16 protein-coding genes are annotated in these 14,445 nt (G+C 69.2%); 10 read left to right on the top strand and 6 right to left on the bottom strand.

The window, feature by feature from the left end; translation table 11 throughout:
* The first annotated feature begins 19 nt into the window (after nucleotides 1-19).
* Nucleotides 20-1,144 (top strand): amidase, encoded by a 1,125-nt coding sequence (locus tag LGM42_RS13495; protein ID WP_226232426.1) that lies wholly within the window; start codon nucleotides 20-22, stop codon nucleotides 1,142-1,144.
* A 59-nt stretch (nucleotides 1,145-1,203) separates the two neighbouring features.
* Nucleotides 1,204-1,947: an SDR family NAD(P)-dependent oxidoreductase gene (locus tag LGM42_RS13490; RefSeq protein WP_060316172.1), complete on the top strand. Its 744-nt coding sequence runs from the start codon at nucleotides 1,204-1,206 to the stop codon at nucleotides 1,945-1,947.
* Between the two features lie 12 nt (nucleotides 1,948-1,959).
* On the opposite strand, the gene LGM42_RS13485 is transcribed toward LGM42_RS13490, so the two are convergent.
* Complete coding sequence (locus LGM42_RS13485) at nucleotides 1,960-2,592, bottom strand: response regulator transcription factor (RefSeq protein ID WP_060315760.1); 633 nt, start codon at nucleotides 2,590-2,592, stop codon at nucleotides 1,960-1,962.
* Nucleotides 2,593-2,946: 354 nt separating this feature from the next.
* On the opposite strand from LGM42_RS13485, the gene hpaC reads away from it, so the two are divergent.
* A complete protein-coding gene (gene hpaC / locus LGM42_RS13480; protein WP_059580098.1) occupies nucleotides 2,947-3,492 on the top strand; it encodes a 4-hydroxyphenylacetate 3-monooxygenase, reductase component in 546 nt (181 codons plus the stop codon).
* Between the two features lie 11 nt (nucleotides 3,493-3,503).
* Here the strand turns inward: hpaC and LGM42_RS13475 are convergent, their stop codons facing one another.
* Together LGM42_RS13475 and LGM42_RS13470 are read right to left on the bottom strand one after the other, a co-directional pair.
* Complete coding sequence (locus tag LGM42_RS13475; RefSeq protein ID WP_226232425.1) at nucleotides 3,504-4,763, bottom strand: YbfB/YjiJ family MFS transporter; 1,260 nt, start codon at nucleotides 4,761-4,763, stop codon at nucleotides 3,504-3,506.
* 178 nt (nucleotides 4,764-4,941) lie between these two features.
* A complete protein-coding gene (locus LGM42_RS13470) occupies nucleotides 4,942-5,487 on the bottom strand; it encodes an RBBP9/YdeN family alpha/beta hydrolase (protein ID WP_226232424.1) in 546 nt (181 codons plus the stop codon).
* 116 nt (nucleotides 5,488-5,603) lie between these two features.
* On the opposite strand from LGM42_RS13470, the gene LGM42_RS13465 reads away from it, so the two are divergent.
* From LGM42_RS13465 to LGM42_RS13460, 3 genes are all read left to right on the top strand, one after another.
* A complete protein-coding gene (locus tag LGM42_RS13465; RefSeq protein WP_059580088.1) occupies nucleotides 5,604-6,059 on the top strand; it encodes an Lrp/AsnC family transcriptional regulator in 456 nt (151 codons plus the stop codon).
* 342 nt (nucleotides 6,060-6,401) lie between these two features.
* Nucleotides 6,402-6,524, top strand: a complete 123-nt coding sequence (locus LGM42_RS33035; protein WP_006479692.1) for a hypothetical protein — start codon at nucleotides 6,402-6,404, stop codon at nucleotides 6,522-6,524.
* A gap of 58 nt (nucleotides 6,525-6,582) precedes the next feature.
* Complete coding sequence (locus LGM42_RS13460) at nucleotides 6,583-7,536, top strand: leucyl aminopeptidase (RefSeq protein WP_226232423.1); 954 nt, start codon at nucleotides 6,583-6,585, stop codon at nucleotides 7,534-7,536.
* A gap of 19 nt (nucleotides 7,537-7,555) precedes the next feature.
* Here LGM42_RS13460 and LGM42_RS13455 read toward each other — a convergent pair whose 3' ends face one another.
* On the bottom strand, nucleotides 7,556-8,065 hold the full coding sequence (locus LGM42_RS13455; RefSeq protein ID WP_060315768.1) for a GNAT family N-acetyltransferase: 510 nt from the start codon (nucleotides 8,063-8,065) through the stop codon (nucleotides 7,556-7,558).
* A gap of 299 nt (nucleotides 8,066-8,364) precedes the next feature.
* Between LGM42_RS13455 and LGM42_RS13450 the strand changes: the two genes are divergently transcribed.
* Nucleotides 8,365-8,697 (top strand): type II toxin-antitoxin system RelE/ParE family toxin, encoded by a 333-nt coding sequence (locus LGM42_RS13450; RefSeq protein ID WP_060315771.1) that lies wholly within the window; start codon nucleotides 8,365-8,367, stop codon nucleotides 8,695-8,697.
* Entirely contained in the window at nucleotides 8,694-9,023 is a 330-nt protein-coding gene (locus LGM42_RS13445; RefSeq protein WP_006479699.1) for a DNA-binding protein, read from the top strand. Before LGM42_RS13450 ends, LGM42_RS13445 begins: the two co-directional genes overlap by 4 nt.
* 24 nt (nucleotides 9,024-9,047) lie before the next feature.
* On the opposite strand, the gene LGM42_RS13440 is transcribed toward LGM42_RS13445, so the two are convergent.
* The gene (locus LGM42_RS13440) at nucleotides 9,048-11,066 is read right to left on the bottom strand and encodes a VTT domain-containing protein (protein WP_060315777.1); all 2,019 of its coding nucleotides are present in this window, start codon (nucleotides 11,064-11,066) and stop codon (nucleotides 9,048-9,050) included.
* Between the two features lie 122 nt (nucleotides 11,067-11,188).
* On the bottom strand, nucleotides 11,189-11,641 hold the full coding sequence (locus tag LGM42_RS13435; RefSeq protein ID WP_099317114.1) for a hypothetical protein: 453 nt from the start codon (nucleotides 11,639-11,641) through the stop codon (nucleotides 11,189-11,191).
* Nucleotides 11,642-11,973: 332 nt separating this feature from the next.
* On the opposite strand from LGM42_RS13435, the gene LGM42_RS13430 reads away from it, so the two are divergent.
* Together LGM42_RS13430 and LGM42_RS13425 are read left to right on the top strand one after the other, a co-directional pair.
* Nucleotides 11,974-12,621, top strand: coding sequence for a response regulator transcription factor (locus LGM42_RS13430; protein ID WP_059580324.1), 648 nt, complete (start codon nucleotides 11,974-11,976; stop codon nucleotides 12,619-12,621).
* Nucleotides 12,618-14,417 (top strand): sensor histidine kinase, encoded by a 1,800-nt coding sequence (locus LGM42_RS13425; protein ID WP_226232422.1) that lies wholly within the window; start codon nucleotides 12,618-12,620, stop codon nucleotides 14,415-14,417. Before LGM42_RS13430 ends, LGM42_RS13425 begins: the two co-directional genes overlap by 4 nt.
* Nucleotides 14,418-14,445: the final 28 nt, after the last annotated feature.

Below are 14,445 nucleotides of genomic sequence, written 5' to 3'. Positions count from 1 at the left end.
CTTTCGCACGATACCGACCATGACAGGCTTCATCGACACTTTCACGCTCGGCGGCCCGGGCCCGACGATCGCGATCAAGGACACGATCGATATCGCTGGCCATCCGACCCGCGCGGCGAGCCGCGCGCTCGCCGACGCGCCGCCCGCCGTACGCCACGCGGACGTGGTCCGCCTGCTGCTCGACGCCGGCTGGCAGATCGCCGGCAAGGCGAACATGCACGAGCTCGCGTTCGGCATGACCGGCATCAACGACTACACGGGCACGCCCGTCAATCCGCAGGACGCCTCACGCATTCCGGGCGGCTCGTCGAGCGGCTCCGCGTCGCTCGTCGGGCTGCGCACTGTCGATGCGGCGCTCGGCACCGATACCGGCGGCTCGATTCGCGGGCCGGCCGCCTGCTGCGGCGTGGCTGGGCTCAAGCCCACGTTCGGGCGTGTGTCGCGGCGCGGCGTCGCGCCTGCGGAAACCACGCTCGATTGCGTCGGGCCGTTCGCCCGCGACATCCGCACGCTCGTCGATGTGATGGCCGCGATCGCACCGGGCTTCGATCGCGCGCAGGCGACCGCCTCCGTTGAAGGCTGCACGGTCGCTCGACTCGCCGTGGAAGCCGATCCGGCGATCGCCGCCGCGCTCGACGCGGCCGTTCGTGCATCGGGCCTGCGCTCGCACACCGTCGTGCTCGATGCAATGCCGGCCGCGTTCGCTGCGGGGCTCACCGTGATCAACGGGGAAACGTCGCGCGCGTTCGGCCATCTGGTCGCGACCGGCAAACTCGGCGCCGATCTCGATGCACGATTGCGTGCGGCCGCAACGACCGCGCCTGCGGCATTGAAGGAAGCCGAGGCCGTGCGCGCACGCTTCGCCGCGCAGGTCGATGCCGCGCTCGAACACGCGGACGTGCTGGTGCTGCCGACGCTGCCCGCGCTGCCGATCACGCTGCAGCAGGCCCGCGACGGCGTATCGGTGATCGCGATGTCGTCGCTGATCCGGCCGTTCAACCTGAGCGGCCATCCCGCGCTCAGCCTGCCGCTGCCGCTCGCCGGTTCGCCATTGAAGGCCGGCTTGCAGATCGTCGGGCGCAAGGGCGCGGACGAACGGGTCTGCGCGATCGCGGCACACTTCGAAGCGGCGCTGGCCGCATGAACCACGATGCGGGGGCCGCCTTCACCGGCGTGCGCCCACGAACCACGGAACACCACACCATGTCAGACCGAGTCGTCCTCGTCACCGGCGCCGCGCGCGGGCTCGGCGCCGTCATCGCCGAACGCTTCCATGCGGCCGGCTACCGCGTCGCGCTGGCCGACATCGCGGCCGATGCCGTTCATGCGCATGCGCGCGAGCTCGATCCGGGCGGCGAACGCGCGATCGCGCTGCCGCTCGACGTCACGTCGAAACGCGATTTCGAAGCGGCGCGCGATGTGCTCGTCGCGCGCTGGGGCGCGATCGACGTGCTCGTCAACAACGCGGGCGCATCGAAGGTCGTGCCGGCGATGGAGATCACGGCCGAGCAGTTCGACCACGTAATCGACGTGAACCTGCGCAGCGTGCTGTTCGGCTGCCAGGTGTTCGGCCAGTATTTCGCGCGGCGCGGCGCGGGCCGCATCGTCAACATCGCGTCGCTCGCCGGGCAGAACGGCGGCTCGGCCACGGGCGCGCACTATGCGGCCGCGAAAGGCGGCACGCTGACGCTGACCAAGGTGTTCGCGCGCGATCTCGCCGCGCAGGGCGTCACCGTCAACGCGATCTCGCCGGGCCCGCTCGATCTGCCGATCGTGTACGAAAGCGTCGCGCCCGACAAGCTGCGTCAGGTGCTCGCGAGCCTGCCGGGCGGCAAGCTCGGGTCGGCCGCTTTCGTTGCGGATGCAGCCGTATTGCTCGCGTCGGGCGACGCGCATTTCGCGAACGGCGCATGCTGGGACATCAACGGCGGGCTGTACATGCGCTGAACGCGCCGAACCTCATCGCGACGACTCCCCGTCGTCGCCCCACACGACCATCACGTCGCGCACGAGCGCGGCGATCGACGTCGCGCCGAGCTTCTCCTTGATGCTCGCGCGATGCACGTCGACCGTCTTCACGCTGATCGACAGATCGGATGCGATCTGCTTGCTGCCCTTGCCGTCCACGACGCCGCGCAGCACTTCCTTCTCGCGCGCGGTCAGCGCATCGAGCCGCTGGCGCAGTTCACGGTGGCGCTGGCTCACCGCATGCCGCTGCTGCGCGAGCCGCAACGCACGCTGCACGCGCTCGAGCATCTGCTGCGAGTTGTACGGCTTCTCGACGAAATCGATCGCCCCGTTCTGCAGCGCGCGCACCGACATCGGAATGTCGCCGTGCCCGCTGACGAAGATCACCGGCAGCGTCGCGCCGCGCGCGTTCAGTTCGGCCTGCACGTCGAAGCCGCTTTTCTCCGGCATCCGCACGTCGAGCACGAGACACGCAGGCAGGTTCACGTCGAAGCGCGCGAGAAAATCGGCGGCGCTCGCGAATCCCTCGGACGCGATGCCGACCGATTCGAGCAACCAGGCGAGCGACGTCCGCATGCCGCTGTCGTCGTCGACGATGTATACGATCGGTGCGGGTGACGTCATCGCGGGGGTCTCGCTGAATATCGGTATCGGTATCGCACGCGCGGCGCGCAACGCCGGTGGCCGGCGTGGCGCAAGCGTCGTTCGCTGGGGGTGTGCGGCACATCATAACGAGCCGAAAACCCGCTGCAAACCCCTGGACGTGCCGCGCGAACGCACAATCGCGGCTTTTTTTGCACGCGGCGGCGCGCGTCTAGGTAGAACCTTTAGACGCGTTGGCAGGAACGCCATCCCGATCGTCAATCGTGCGAATGGTCGGCCGCCTTTTCGCGACGTACGCTTGGGTCATCGTCGGCGATCCGGCGCTGCCCTCGCAGCGCCGCGCGGTTCGCCGCTTTCGTCCAATCAGGAGCGCCCATGTCTTCCACGACCGATATCCAGCGACCGCCGCGCGTCGAGCCGACCGACGCGCAGAAGGCCTTCCGCCAGGCGATGGCCCACCTCGGCGCGGCCGTCAACGTGATCACCACCGCGGGGCCGCACGGCCGCTGCGGGATCACCGCGAGCGCCGTGTGTTCCGTCACCGATGCGCCGCCGACGCTGCTCGTGTGCCTGAACCGGTCGAGCGCGATGCACGCGACCTTCGAGCGCAACCGTCAGGTGTGCATCAACGTGCTGCCGGCCGAGCACGAACTGCTCGCGCGACACTTCGCGGGGCTCACCGACCTGCCGATGGAACAACGCTTCCAGCTGCCCGTATGGGATCGCGGCGAACAGGACGTGCCGGTGCTGCGCGATGCGCTCGCGAGCCTGCAGGGCACGATCGCCGAGATGAAGGAAGTCGGCTCGCACTCGGTGATGTTCATCGAGGCGACGTCGATTCGCGTGCGCGACGACGGCGACAGCCTCATCTACTTCAGCCGTGCGTTTCATCGCGTGTCGCGCGCCGCGTGTGTGCGGTGACGTTCGCGCGACTACGCGGACCTGCTGTGCAGCGCGCGCTGCCCGGCCGCGAGCGCGGCGCCCGCGAACAGCGTCAGTGCCGAATACACGAGCCCGCGCGCAAGGCCCGCGCTGTCCGACACCCACCCGATCGCGACCGGCCCCGCGATCTGCCCGAATGCGAAGACCGTCGTGAACGCGCTGATGCCCTTCGCCCAGCCGTCGGGCGGCAGGTTGTGCCGCACGAAGGCCGTCGTCGACGCGACCGCCGACAGGAACGTCGCGCCGAACAGCAAGCCCGACGCGAACGCGGCAGCCGGATGCACGAACAGCGCGGGCATCAGCGTCGCGACGCCGAGCAGCGCGTTGAGCACGGCGAGCGCCTGGCCGCCGCGCATCCGGTCGAGCAAGCCCGACCACAACCGCGCGGACACGACGGTCGCGATCCCGAGCATCACGTAGAACGCGGCGACCACCGTGCCGCTCATCCCCGCGCCGCGCAGCAGCGCGACGATGAACGTCATGTAGCCGATATAGCCGACGCCGAACAGGCCGTAGCCGGCCAGCGCGAGCGCGAAGCGGGCCGGGCTCGCGGTCACCGCCGGTTTCGCGCCGTCGGCGTCGGCCTGCGTGACCGGTGCCGCATGTGCCTGCTCGATGCGGCGTGCCGCCGACACGGCCACCGCCGAAAACAGCACGCATGCCGTCGCGAGCGCGAACCACGCGGGTTGCCAGCCGTGCATGCGCGGCACGAGCGTGGCCGGCACGAGCAGCGACGACGCGACGATGCCCCATCCCGTGCCGCCGTAATAAAGGCCGAGCAGCAGCCCCGCGTCGCGCGGCGACGCGGATGCGAGCCGCGCGGCCAGCACGCCGCCGCTGATGAAGATCGATGCGCTGCCGACGCCCGTTGCCAGCCGCTGCGCCAGCAGCGCGTGCATGTCCGACGTGAGCCCGCCCGCGGCCATCAGCACGGCGGTCAACGCGCAGCCGGCCGCGAGCAGCGTGCCCGCGCGCCAGCGCCGCGACAGCAGCGGGAATGCCAGCGCGCCGATCAGGTAGCCGGCCGCGTTCGCCGTGTTCAGCGCGCCGGCCTGCGCGAACGTCCAGCCGAGATCGGCCTTCATCGGCGGCAGCAGCAGCGCGTACGAAAAGCGTGCGAGGCCAAGCGCGATCGCGCTGCCGAGCGACAGGCCGATCGCGAGCCGCCACGCGGCCATGCGGCCCGGATCGGTTGCGCCGGCGTCCGGCCGCGAGGGGCCGGCACGCTCCGGTTGCGGCACTGCACGCATCGGGGGTGTCTCCTTCGTTGTTCGATTCCGGGGCTTCCGCCGCCATCGGTCGATCATACTGGAGCCGCCGTGAAACCGGCGCGCGCACGCGGCAAAATCGCGACGGCCGGTGCGCCCGCTCCCGTTGGTCCGGCGCAACGGCGTGAATAAGCCGAAGGTCGGCCGGCGCTGACCCGCACTACCGCCCGAGTCCGGCCGCAAAAGCCGCAAGCAGGGCGCGCCCTTCCGACCATCCGCCCAACCCGGACGCCGCGTTCAGATGGCCGCGTGCGCCGAGCAGAAGCGGCGTCGCGCCCTGTTGCGTTGCCCATTCGAGCGCGCGCCCGGATGGATCGTAAGGATCGTCCGCGCTCGCGATCGCCAGCACCGGCACGCGCCCGAACGAACGCTTCGGCAGGTTCGCGAACGCGGCGGCGGCAACCGGAAAGCGCGGCCCTTGCGGGTCGGGCACGGCCACGAGAAACGCGCCGCGCACCGCGCGCGCCGATGCGGCATGCCAATGTGCGAACAACAGACAACCCAGCGAGTGACAAACCACGAGCGGCGGCGCCCCGGCGTTCGCGACGGCCGCGTCCAGCGCCGCCGTCCAGTCGGCCAGGTCGGGTGCCTCCCACGAAGCCGGCGCGATGCGCGCGGCGCCGGGCAACGCCGCCTCCCAGTGGCTCTGCCAATGATCCGGTCCCGAATTACCGATACCCGGCACGATCACGATCGCTTGCTCCATCACGCCCTCCGTCAACGCAAAGCCCGCAGTGTGGCGGTGCGCCGGTGGGCATGGAATGGCAAGTCATCGGTTATTGAGCCAGAATGCCGATGAATCAACGGTACTGGAGGCCCGTCATGCCGGACGAAGCACTCGATCGCCTGGATCTTGCGATCCTCGAAGCGCTGCAGGAGAACGCGCGGACGCCGCTGTCGGAAGTGGGCAGGCGTATCGGGCTGTCGCAGCCCGCGACGTCGGAGCGCGTCAAGCGGCTGGAAGAACGCGGCATCATCGCCGGCTACGGCGCACGGATCGATCCGGCGGCACTGGGCTTGGGCATGATGGCCATCATCCGGCTGAAAACGACCCACGAGCACATCAAGCCGGCGCTGCGCACGTTTGCCGAGATGCCGCATGTGATCGAAGTCCATCGCATGACCGGCGAGGATTGCTTTCTGCTGAAGGTGCTGGTGCCGACACCGGGCCAGCTCGAAACCCTCATCGATGCGATTGCCCGCTTCGGCGCGGTCACGACTTCGCTGGTGCTGCGCTCCGAGCCGACGAAGGCGATCGGCAAGGCGTTGCTCGGATGACGCTCGCATGCGGCCTTCGTCAATGACATAAAGCGCAGCAATTCCGGCAATTGAATCCAAATTAAAAATGATCGAATTCATTTCGGCGATCCGAATTCGATTCACTAAAAAAAGATGCGTGACCCGCCGGACGTTTTATCCGGTCTTTTCCAATATTTGAACCGGAAACACCCTTGTTTAGCACGCTTCCGCTAAAAACATTGCAACGCATTGCTTTCGTAAATTCATCCGACTAATATCGACGCCACTCGTCCGGCATTCACAAAATATCGAACGAGGAGCGGGATTGTTTTTTCCGCGCTTTCATGTTGAATCACTCATGTTCACCACAGGAGAATTGACATGCAGGAAACCCAGCAAATCGAATTGCTTGACTGGATGCAGGAAGACACGCACCCCGAGGCCGTCGACATGATGGTCGAGGACGCCGTGGTGCCGTTCGGCACCGCGCTCTGGCCGGTCTGAGCGGGCCACCCGTTCTCGCGGAAGGGCCGCGGCCCTTCCGCCGCTTCCGGAGATACGCATGCTGAACCTGCACCGCGCGCTCGGCTTTCACCCGGCGCTGCGCGACAAGCTGGCACGCGGCGAATCGGGAAAACTGCTGGTCGGCTACGACGCCCGCAATCGCGACATCGCGTTGCGCGCCTTTTCCGCCCTGCCCGATTCGCTTGACGCGACCACCCTCTGCCTCGAAAGCACCCCACCCGCCGACATCGCCGCCGCACTCGGCGACGCCGACCTGTTCGTGCTGCTGTACGACTCGTCGTGCCTGCCGACGCCTTCTCCGAGCGGGCCGCCGTTCCTCGCCGCGATCCGCCCCGCGATCGTCGAGCACTGGAGCAAATCGGTTTTATTCAAGGATTACGGCCCGCATCTCGACGAGGCGTTCGCCGAATCGCTCGACGACATCGCCGCACGCAACGCCCGGCTGATCGAGGCGGCCGCGCGCGCGTCGCAGATCCGCTTCATCGACGAAGCCGGCAACACGCTGACGGGCTCGCTCGCGCCGGACCAGAAATGGACGAGCGTGGACGGCATGGGCAATCTCGACGTCGTGCCCGGCGAGATCGCGACGCACGTGACCGACCTGAACGGCTCGGTCGTGTTCAGCGGCACGTTTCTCGGCACCGTGCCGTTCGCGATCAAGTACAAGGTGGCCGAGCGGCTCGCGACGCTGCACGTCGAGCGCAGCACGATCGTCGATTTCGACACCGACGACGCAGGCTTCCGCCGCGATTTCTCGACCTATCTCGACCGGCACGCGAATCACCGGCGGATCGAGGAATTCGGCATCGGCACGAACCTCGGGATTCGCGGACTGTACGGCCGCAACGCGGGGTTCGAGGAACGCCACCCCGGGCTGCATCTCGGGCTCGGCGGCGGCGAAAACGGCAGCCACCATCTCGACCTGATCTTCGCGCGCGGCACGCTCGCGCTCGACGAGCGGATCGTGTTCGACGGCGCGTTCGCCGTCTGACGCGGCGGCGATTGCCGGCTCAGGCTTCGGCGGCCGCCGCGTCGCCGAGCCATTTGAACATCACGAAGCAGTCGACGAAGCCGAGCCGCGCGTGACGGTATGCGCGCGGCAGCCGGCCGACGATCTCGAATCCGAGCTTCTGCCACAGCGCGACCGCGACCTCGTTCGTCGCCACCACCGAATTGAACTGCATCGCGAGGAAACCGCGCTCGCGTGCGACCTGCTGCGAGTGTTCGCACATCAGGCGCGCGACGCCGCGTCCGCGCGCGGCCTCGCTCACCATGTAGCCGCAGTTGCACACGTGCTTGCCCGGCCCGGCCGCGTTCGCCTTCAGGTAGTACGAGCCGAGCAGCACGCCGTCCTCCTCGGCGATCCACGTGCAGAGCGGCGCGTCGAGCCACTGTGCGCGCGCCGCGTCCGGCGTCGGCTCCGGATCGAATGCGTAGGTTTCCTGAGCAGCGACGATGGCGCGGTAGGTCGGCCAGAAGCGTGCGAAATCGTCGTCGGTCATCGGGCGGATCGTGATCATGCGGGTTCTCTCGTGCGGGTGATGTCGACAGGCAGGCCAGCGATCGTACCGCGATTCATCGACGCTCGCCGGCGCGCAACGCCGCGCTGCGATACGCGCCCCTCATCACACCATCGACCGTGGCCATTCGGCCGAATCGCCACGCCTCGAACCGAATGAAAGAATGATCTTCGTCCGTGAAGCCGGCATCACTGCCTGAAACCTCGAGCCATGAAGACACCGCGTGCGTGTCGACCGCAGCGCCGTCGCGATACGGACCGCCTCGTTCCAGCCAGCTTTCTTGTAGCTTATAAATTACAATGATTTCCAGGTTCGAACTGCTTCGCTATCAGTGCGACGACGGTCGCGAGCCTTTCACCGAATGGCTGAACGCCGTGCGCGACAAGCTTGCGCAGGCACGGATTCGCGAACGCCTGCGCCGCGTGCAGACCGGCAATTTCGGCGATTGCGAACCGGTCGGCGAAGGCGTGATCGAACTGCGCATCCACGTCGGTGCCGGCTATCGCGTGTACTTCGGCCGGTACGGCGGTGCGCTGATCCTGCTGTTGTCCGGCGGCGACAAGGGTAGCCAACCCGACGACATCAGGCGCGCGAAGGAACACCGGTCGAACTGGAAACGGAGGCAAACATGAACAAGCTCAAAGGCGCGGTATCGCACCACGACGCGGAAGTCGCCGAACTCGGCGCCGACCGCGAACTCGCGGTGGCCTATCTGCGCGTCGCAATGGAGTCGCTCGACGACCCCGACAACCGCGCGGCCGGCCTGCTCGCGCTGCGCACGGTCGCGGAAGCGTACGGCGGGCTCGGCGCGGTCGCGGCCGAGGCCGGCATCAGCCGCGAATCGCTGTATCGCACGCTGTCCCCGAACGGCAACCCGACGCTGAAGACCCTGCTCGCGGTGCTCAAGACGGTCGGCCTGCGCCTGTCCGTCGTTCCCGCGCAGCCGTCGCACGCGTAACGGGCGCACGTCACGCCTGCCCGCTCACGGCCTGACCATCCATACGAGCAGCATCTCGCCCGGCGCGGCCGTCATCCCCGCCGGGCGATGCTCGATCGTCGGCTCGACCGCCAAAGCTTGCGCGATCGCCGCCGCATCGTCGATCGTCGTCGTGCGCACGAACGTCATCAGCCGCGCCGGCCGGCGCAACATCTCGCGATACAGCGCGCCGTACCACAGCGGGCGCATGCCGAGCGCGTCCTGCAGCACGTACGGATAACGCCAGAGCCGCAGCACGAAGCGGCTGTCCGGGTGGGCCGGATCGACGCGGACGAACACGCGCCGCGTGCTTTCGCCGTGCGTATAGCGCGGCAGCACCGGCAGCGCGTCGGCCGGCGCCTGCGGCAACAGCCAACGCAGCGCGGTGGCCGGCGACCAAGGCGTCGCACGCTGCCAGCCAGCCTGCGCGAGATGGCGGTCGAGCGTGTCCGACGTCACGCTCCATTGCAGCGGCAGATACTCCTCGCGGTCGCCGCCGATCTCGGTGCGCCGCGTCGGCACGCGCTGCCACCCGCCGCGCCGCCACTGGTCGACCGTCATCGCGACCACGTCGCCGGTATGCGGGCGCGATGCGCGATCGATCTGCCATTGCGCGGGAACCGTCCATACGCCGGCCGTCGCGAGCACGACCACCATCGCGACGAGCGCGCCTCTCGGCTGCACGTGCTCGCGCACGCGCCAGTACGCGTAGGCGCCGGCGAGCAACGCGAACCACGCGAGCCCGAGGCTCCAGCCGCCCAGCAAACCCGACAACCAGGTATCGCCCACGTACAGCCGCGCAAAACCGCCGAGCACGATCCACAGCACGACCGCCGTCACGACCGGAATGCGCCACGGCGCGGGCCGGTCGCGCGTCAGCACCCAGCCGAGGCCGCTGCTCGCGAGGATCGCGAACGCGGCGTCGGCATCGGGCAGCGGCACGTGCGGCGCGCCGGGCGGCAGGCTCGCCGGCGTCGCGCCGGGCACGCTCGCGCCGAACACCGGCACGAGCACGACGGCGACGCCGACCGTCGCGAGCCACCATGCAGCCGTCAGCCAGCAGCGATGGATCATCAGCCAGACGAGAAACGCGGCCGCGACGATCAGCCCCGTGTCGTGCCCGTGCAGCACGGCGAGCGCGCTCATCGCGGCGTCGACGGGCGGCGTGCGCAGGTTCTGCAGGAACGCGTACAGCGCGATGTCCGCATGCATCAGCGGGTCGTTCGCGACGACGTCCCGCACGATTCCCGCGAACAGCCACACGCAGCCGATGAACAGCAGCACGAGCACGGGCACCGCGCCCGGCAACGCGCGCAAGCGGGCGATCGCGCCGTGCAATCGCGCGCCGACCCGCGGCCAGCGGTGCGCGCCTGCGTGCACGGCGTCGGCGAGCGCACGGCGCAGCAGCGGCCAGCCGCGCCGCAGCGCGACGCGCACGCCGATCCATACCAGCGCGACCAGCGCGGCCACGACCAGCAGGATGGCGGCGACCCGCACGCTGATCGCCGCGGCCAGTGCGGCCGATGCGCCGAACAGAATGCCGGGCGCGACGTGCACGGGCGCCCACACGAGTGCCGAGATCACGTTGACCGGATAGAACGACCGGCGCGGCAGCGTCGCGCAGCCGACGACGACCGGCACCACCGCCCGCACCGGCGCGAGAAAGCGCGCGAGCACGATGCTCTTCATGCCGTGACGCAACACGAATTCCTCGCCGCGCGCGTACGCGCTCGCGTAGCCGAAGCGCACCCATGCGTTGCGGATCATCCCGCGGTAACGTCGCCCGAGTTCGTAGCTGATCCCGTCGCCGATCACCGCGCCGACGGCCGCGACGCCGATCGTCGCCCATGCATCGAGCGCGCCCGCGCCGATCAGCGCGCCGGCCGCGAACATCACGGCGCCGGCCGGCACGACCGTGCCGATCAGCGCGATCGCCTCGGCGCACGCGGCCACGAATACGATGGCCAGCACGAGCAGCGGATGCGCGCCGATCGCGCCGATCCACGCATGGATCGTGTCGCTCATCGCACACTCCCGAGCGGGCCGGCCCGGTGTGCAAACGCCGGGCCGGCAGGGGCATTGGATACGTTCATCGCAACATGTACACGCTCGCGCCGCCGGCGGGGTTCAGGGGGCAGGGTCGCGGCTCAATCGAACTCGTGCTGCCGCGCGTCGGCCTCGAGCGGCGCATCGTGGTAGCCGACCGTCGCGATCTCGCGCAGGTAGCGCGCAAGAAACGCGCCGATCGAGCCGGCGGCCTCGTATTGATGTACGTGACGGAATTCATGGGTCAGCAGGCGGCGCGTGTCGTGCCCGCGCAGCACGTACACCGCATGACCGAGCGTGAGGCCGATCGTCCCGGGCGACAGCAGCCCGGCCTCGCGGGCGATCTCGGCAAGCGTTGGCGTATCGGGAAACGGCATGCGATCGACCGCCACCACGCGAATGAGGTCCGGCTGCACGACGCCCACCGCGCGCGCATCGTCGGCTTGCGCCGGCGTCAGCGGCGCGCCCCGCGCGAGCCCGCTCGCCGCCTCGGCTTCGGCCCAGGCGAGCGCGGCGGGCAGCGCGGACGGCAGGATATCGGCCAGGTCGATCATCGCGGGCTCCCCGGTTCGCGCAGTGGCATCGCGCACCAGTTTAGTCCCGATTCGGCACGGTTCGCGGGGCGGTTGCGGCGACGGCGCGCCGGGCCGCGTCGGACGTCACGATTCCTCCGGGAATACCCTGATTCGCCCGGGCTGGCGCCGTGCCATTCCGCGTGAATTATTTCGTGTCAGTGGGCATTTCGCGACCCACCATCCTGAAAATTTCGCGAACGAGTACCGTTTTCGGGTTCGGGGGCATATATTGGTCAGAAGAACGGCCGCGGCAACACCCGGACAGCAACGACAGCAGCGCGCGGCGTCATCCCGAAGAGGACCGCTGGAAGATGATCAGGGTAATTCTGGCTGACGATCACGCAGTCATGCGGGACGGACTGCGTCACATCCTGGAAACGGCCGGCGGTTTCGAGATCGTCGGCGAGGCGAGCGACGGCTCGGGCACGCTCGCGCTGGCCGAGCGCGCCGCCGCCGACGTGCTGCTGCTCGACCTGTCGATGCCCGCCCCCACCGGCATCGAGCTGATCCGGCTGGTCAAGCGCCAGGCGCCGTCGCTGCGCACGCTCGTGCTGACGATGCACGCGGAAACGCAGTACGCGGCACGCGCATTCAAGGCCGGCGCCATCGGCTATCTGACGAAGGACAGCGCAACCGCCGAGCTCGTCGAGGCCGTCGGCAAGGTGGCGGCGGGCGGCGTCTACGTGAGCCCGTCCGCGGCCGAAAGCCTCGCTCGCACGTTGCGGGCGCCGGCTCATGCCCTGCCGCACGAGCGACTGTCCGCGCGCGAGCTCGACGTGATGCGCCGCATCGTCACGGGCCGGACCGTCACGCAGATCGCGTGCGAACTCGCGCTGAGCGCGAAGACGGTCAGCACGTACAAGACGCGGATCCTCGAGAAGATGGCGCTGCCGCACGAAGCCGCGCTGATCCGCTACGCGGTGCGCCACGATCTCGACCTCGGCACCGACGACGCATGACGGCCGCCTTCCCCCTCCCGCCCACCCCGCCGCCGTCGGACGACGACGGTCCGGATACGTCGCGCCTGTTCATGTCGTCGCTGCCGCCGGGCCGACGCGAGCGGCGGCTCGCGCTCGCGACGGTGCTCGTCTCGGCCGTGATCTTCGCCGCGCTCGCGCCGTTCGCAGCGATCCCGCTCGCGCCGGGCTGGGCGTTCATTCCCGTGTACCAGTCGGCGATCGTCGTCAACGACATGGTGACGGCCGGCCTGCTGCTCGGCCAGTACGCGATCCTGCGCGAGAAGCCGCTGCTCGTGCTGGCGGGCGGTTACCTGTTCACGGCGTTCATGGCCGGCACGCACATGCTGACCTTCCCCGGCCTGTTCGCGCCCACCGGCCTGCTCGGCGCCGGCGAACAGACCACCGCGTGGCTGTACCTGTTCTGGCATGGCGGCTTTCCGCTGTCGGTCGCCGCGTACGCATTGCTGCGCGCGACCTCGCGCGGCCGTGCGGTCCCGGCCCCGCAGCGTCGCGCGGCGATTCCGGTCGTCCTCTGCATCGCGGCCGCAGGCGGCGCGACGGTCGCGCTCGCGGTGCTCGCGACCGCCGGCCACGACCTGCTGCCGCGCATCATGAGCGGCAACCGGATGACCGCGACGATGACGAAAGCGATCACGGCCGTCTGGGGGTTGAACCTGGTCGCGCTGATGCTGATGTGGCGGCAGCGGCGGCGCCATTCCGTGCTCGACCTGTGGGTGATGACGGTGCTCGTCGCGTGGCTGTTCGACATCGCGCTGTCGTCGATGCTGAACCACGGGCGCTTCGATCTCGGTTTCTATGCGGGGCGCGCGTACGGTCTCGTTGCATCGGGCGTCGTGCTGTTCGCGATGCTGTTCGAAAACGGCCGGCTGCATGCGCAGACGGTACGCGCACTGGCCGGCGCCCGCTACCAGCATCTGCTCGTCGCGCAGAAAAGCGCGCAGTTGAACGACGCGAACGAACGGCTCGAACAGCGCGTCGCCGCGCGCACCGCGCAACTGAGCGCGTCGAACCGCGACCTGCGGCGCGAAGTCGAGGAGCGCGTGCGTGCCGAGCGGGCGCTGCAGGCGTCGCGCGAGGAGCTGCGCGAGATCGCGGCGATCAGCGCCAGCGCGCGCGAAGCCGAGCAGCGCCGCATCGCGCGCGAACTGCACGACGAACTGGCGCAGTCACTCGCGGCGCTGAAGAACGACCTCGAATGGCTGATCGACCGCGTGCCGCAGGACGACGCGTCGCTCGCACGCAAGATCGCGGCGATGCATACGCTCGCACGCGGCGCGGTGGCTGCGACGCGCCGCATCGCGTCCGACCTGCGCCCGCTGATGCTCGACGATCTCGGCTTCGCGGCGGCGATGCAATGGCTCGTGGAGGATTTCCGGCACCGTCACGGGATTACCTGTTCGCTGCACGTCGAGCCGCCCGAGCTGCAACTCGACGAGCCGTATGCGACGGCCGTGTTCCGCATCGCGCAGGAAGCGCTCGCGAATGTCGCGCGGCACGCGGCCGCGACGCACGCGGCCGTCGAGCTCGTGTGCGGCGGCGAAGCGATCGCGCTGACGATACGCGACGACGGCGCGGGGTTCGATCCCGCGGTGCCGCGCAAGTCGAGTTCGTTCGGGCTGGTGGGGTTGCGCGAGCGCGCGTATCTGGTCGGCGGCACGCTGCGGATCGCGACGACGCTCGGCGAAGGCACGACGGTGGAGGTGGATATTCCGGTGGCGTCCGTGCATGCGGCGATTGTGCATGAAGGACCCGGCGCGTTGCGGACGCAAGGCTAAAGCGGTCAAAGCAACGGTAGCGGGATGC

Origin of the sequence: Burkholderia sp. AU39826 (assembly GCF_020419965.1) — a bacterium.
Classification (GTDB): Bacteria; Pseudomonadota; Gammaproteobacteria; order Burkholderiales; family Burkholderiaceae; genus Burkholderia; species Burkholderia semiarida.
The sequence above is the reverse complement of the archived record's forward strand: the minus strand, read 5'-3'. Positions and strand labels throughout refer to the sequence as shown.

What these genes read in the sequence shown, in the direction of transcription:
- LGM42_RS13495 (WP_226232426.1), top strand. Translation starts at nt 20, where the DNA reads ATGACAGGCTTCATCGACACTTTCACGCTCGGCGGCCCGGGCCCGACG.
- LGM42_RS13490 (WP_060316172.1), top strand. Translation starts at nt 1,204, where the DNA reads ATGTCAGACCGAGTCGTCCTCGTCACCGGCGCCGCGCGCGGGCTCGGC.
- LGM42_RS13485 (WP_060315760.1), bottom strand. Translation starts at nt 2,592, where the DNA reads ATGACGTCACCCGCACCGATCGTATACATCGTCGACGACGACAGCGGC.
- hpaC (WP_059580098.1), top strand. Translation starts at nt 2,947, where the DNA reads ATGTCTTCCACGACCGATATCCAGCGACCGCCGCGCGTCGAGCCGACC.
- LGM42_RS13475 (WP_226232425.1), bottom strand. Translation starts at nt 4,763, where the DNA reads ATGCGTGCAGTGCCGCAACCGGAGCGTGCCGGCCCCTCGCGGCCGGAC.
- LGM42_RS13470 (WP_226232424.1), bottom strand. Translation starts at nt 5,487, where the DNA reads ATGGAGCAAGCGATCGTGATCGTGCCGGGTATCGGTAATTCGGGACCG.
- LGM42_RS13465 (WP_059580088.1), top strand. Translation starts at nt 5,604, where the DNA reads ATGCCGGACGAAGCACTCGATCGCCTGGATCTTGCGATCCTCGAAGCG.
- LGM42_RS33035 (WP_006479692.1), top strand. Translation starts at nt 6,402, where the DNA reads ATGCAGGAAACCCAGCAAATCGAATTGCTTGACTGGATGCAGGAAGAC.
- LGM42_RS13460 (WP_226232423.1), top strand. Translation starts at nt 6,583, where the DNA reads ATGCTGAACCTGCACCGCGCGCTCGGCTTTCACCCGGCGCTGCGCGAC.
- LGM42_RS13455 (WP_060315768.1), bottom strand. Translation starts at nt 8,065, where the DNA reads ATGATCACGATCCGCCCGATGACCGACGACGATTTCGCACGCTTCTGG.
- LGM42_RS13450 (WP_060315771.1), top strand. Translation starts at nt 8,365, where the DNA reads ATGATTTCCAGGTTCGAACTGCTTCGCTATCAGTGCGACGACGGTCGC.
- LGM42_RS13445 (WP_006479699.1), top strand. Translation starts at nt 8,694, where the DNA reads ATGAACAAGCTCAAAGGCGCGGTATCGCACCACGACGCGGAAGTCGCC.
- LGM42_RS13440 (WP_060315777.1), bottom strand. Translation starts at nt 11,066, where the DNA reads ATGAGCGACACGATCCATGCGTGGATCGGCGCGATCGGCGCGCATCCG.
- LGM42_RS13435 (WP_099317114.1), bottom strand. Translation starts at nt 11,641, where the DNA reads ATGATCGACCTGGCCGATATCCTGCCGTCCGCGCTGCCCGCCGCGCTC.
- LGM42_RS13430 (WP_059580324.1), top strand. Translation starts at nt 11,974, where the DNA reads ATGATCAGGGTAATTCTGGCTGACGATCACGCAGTCATGCGGGACGGA.
- LGM42_RS13425 (WP_226232422.1), top strand. Translation starts at nt 12,618, where the DNA reads ATGACGGCCGCCTTCCCCCTCCCGCCCACCCCGCCGCCGTCGGACGAC.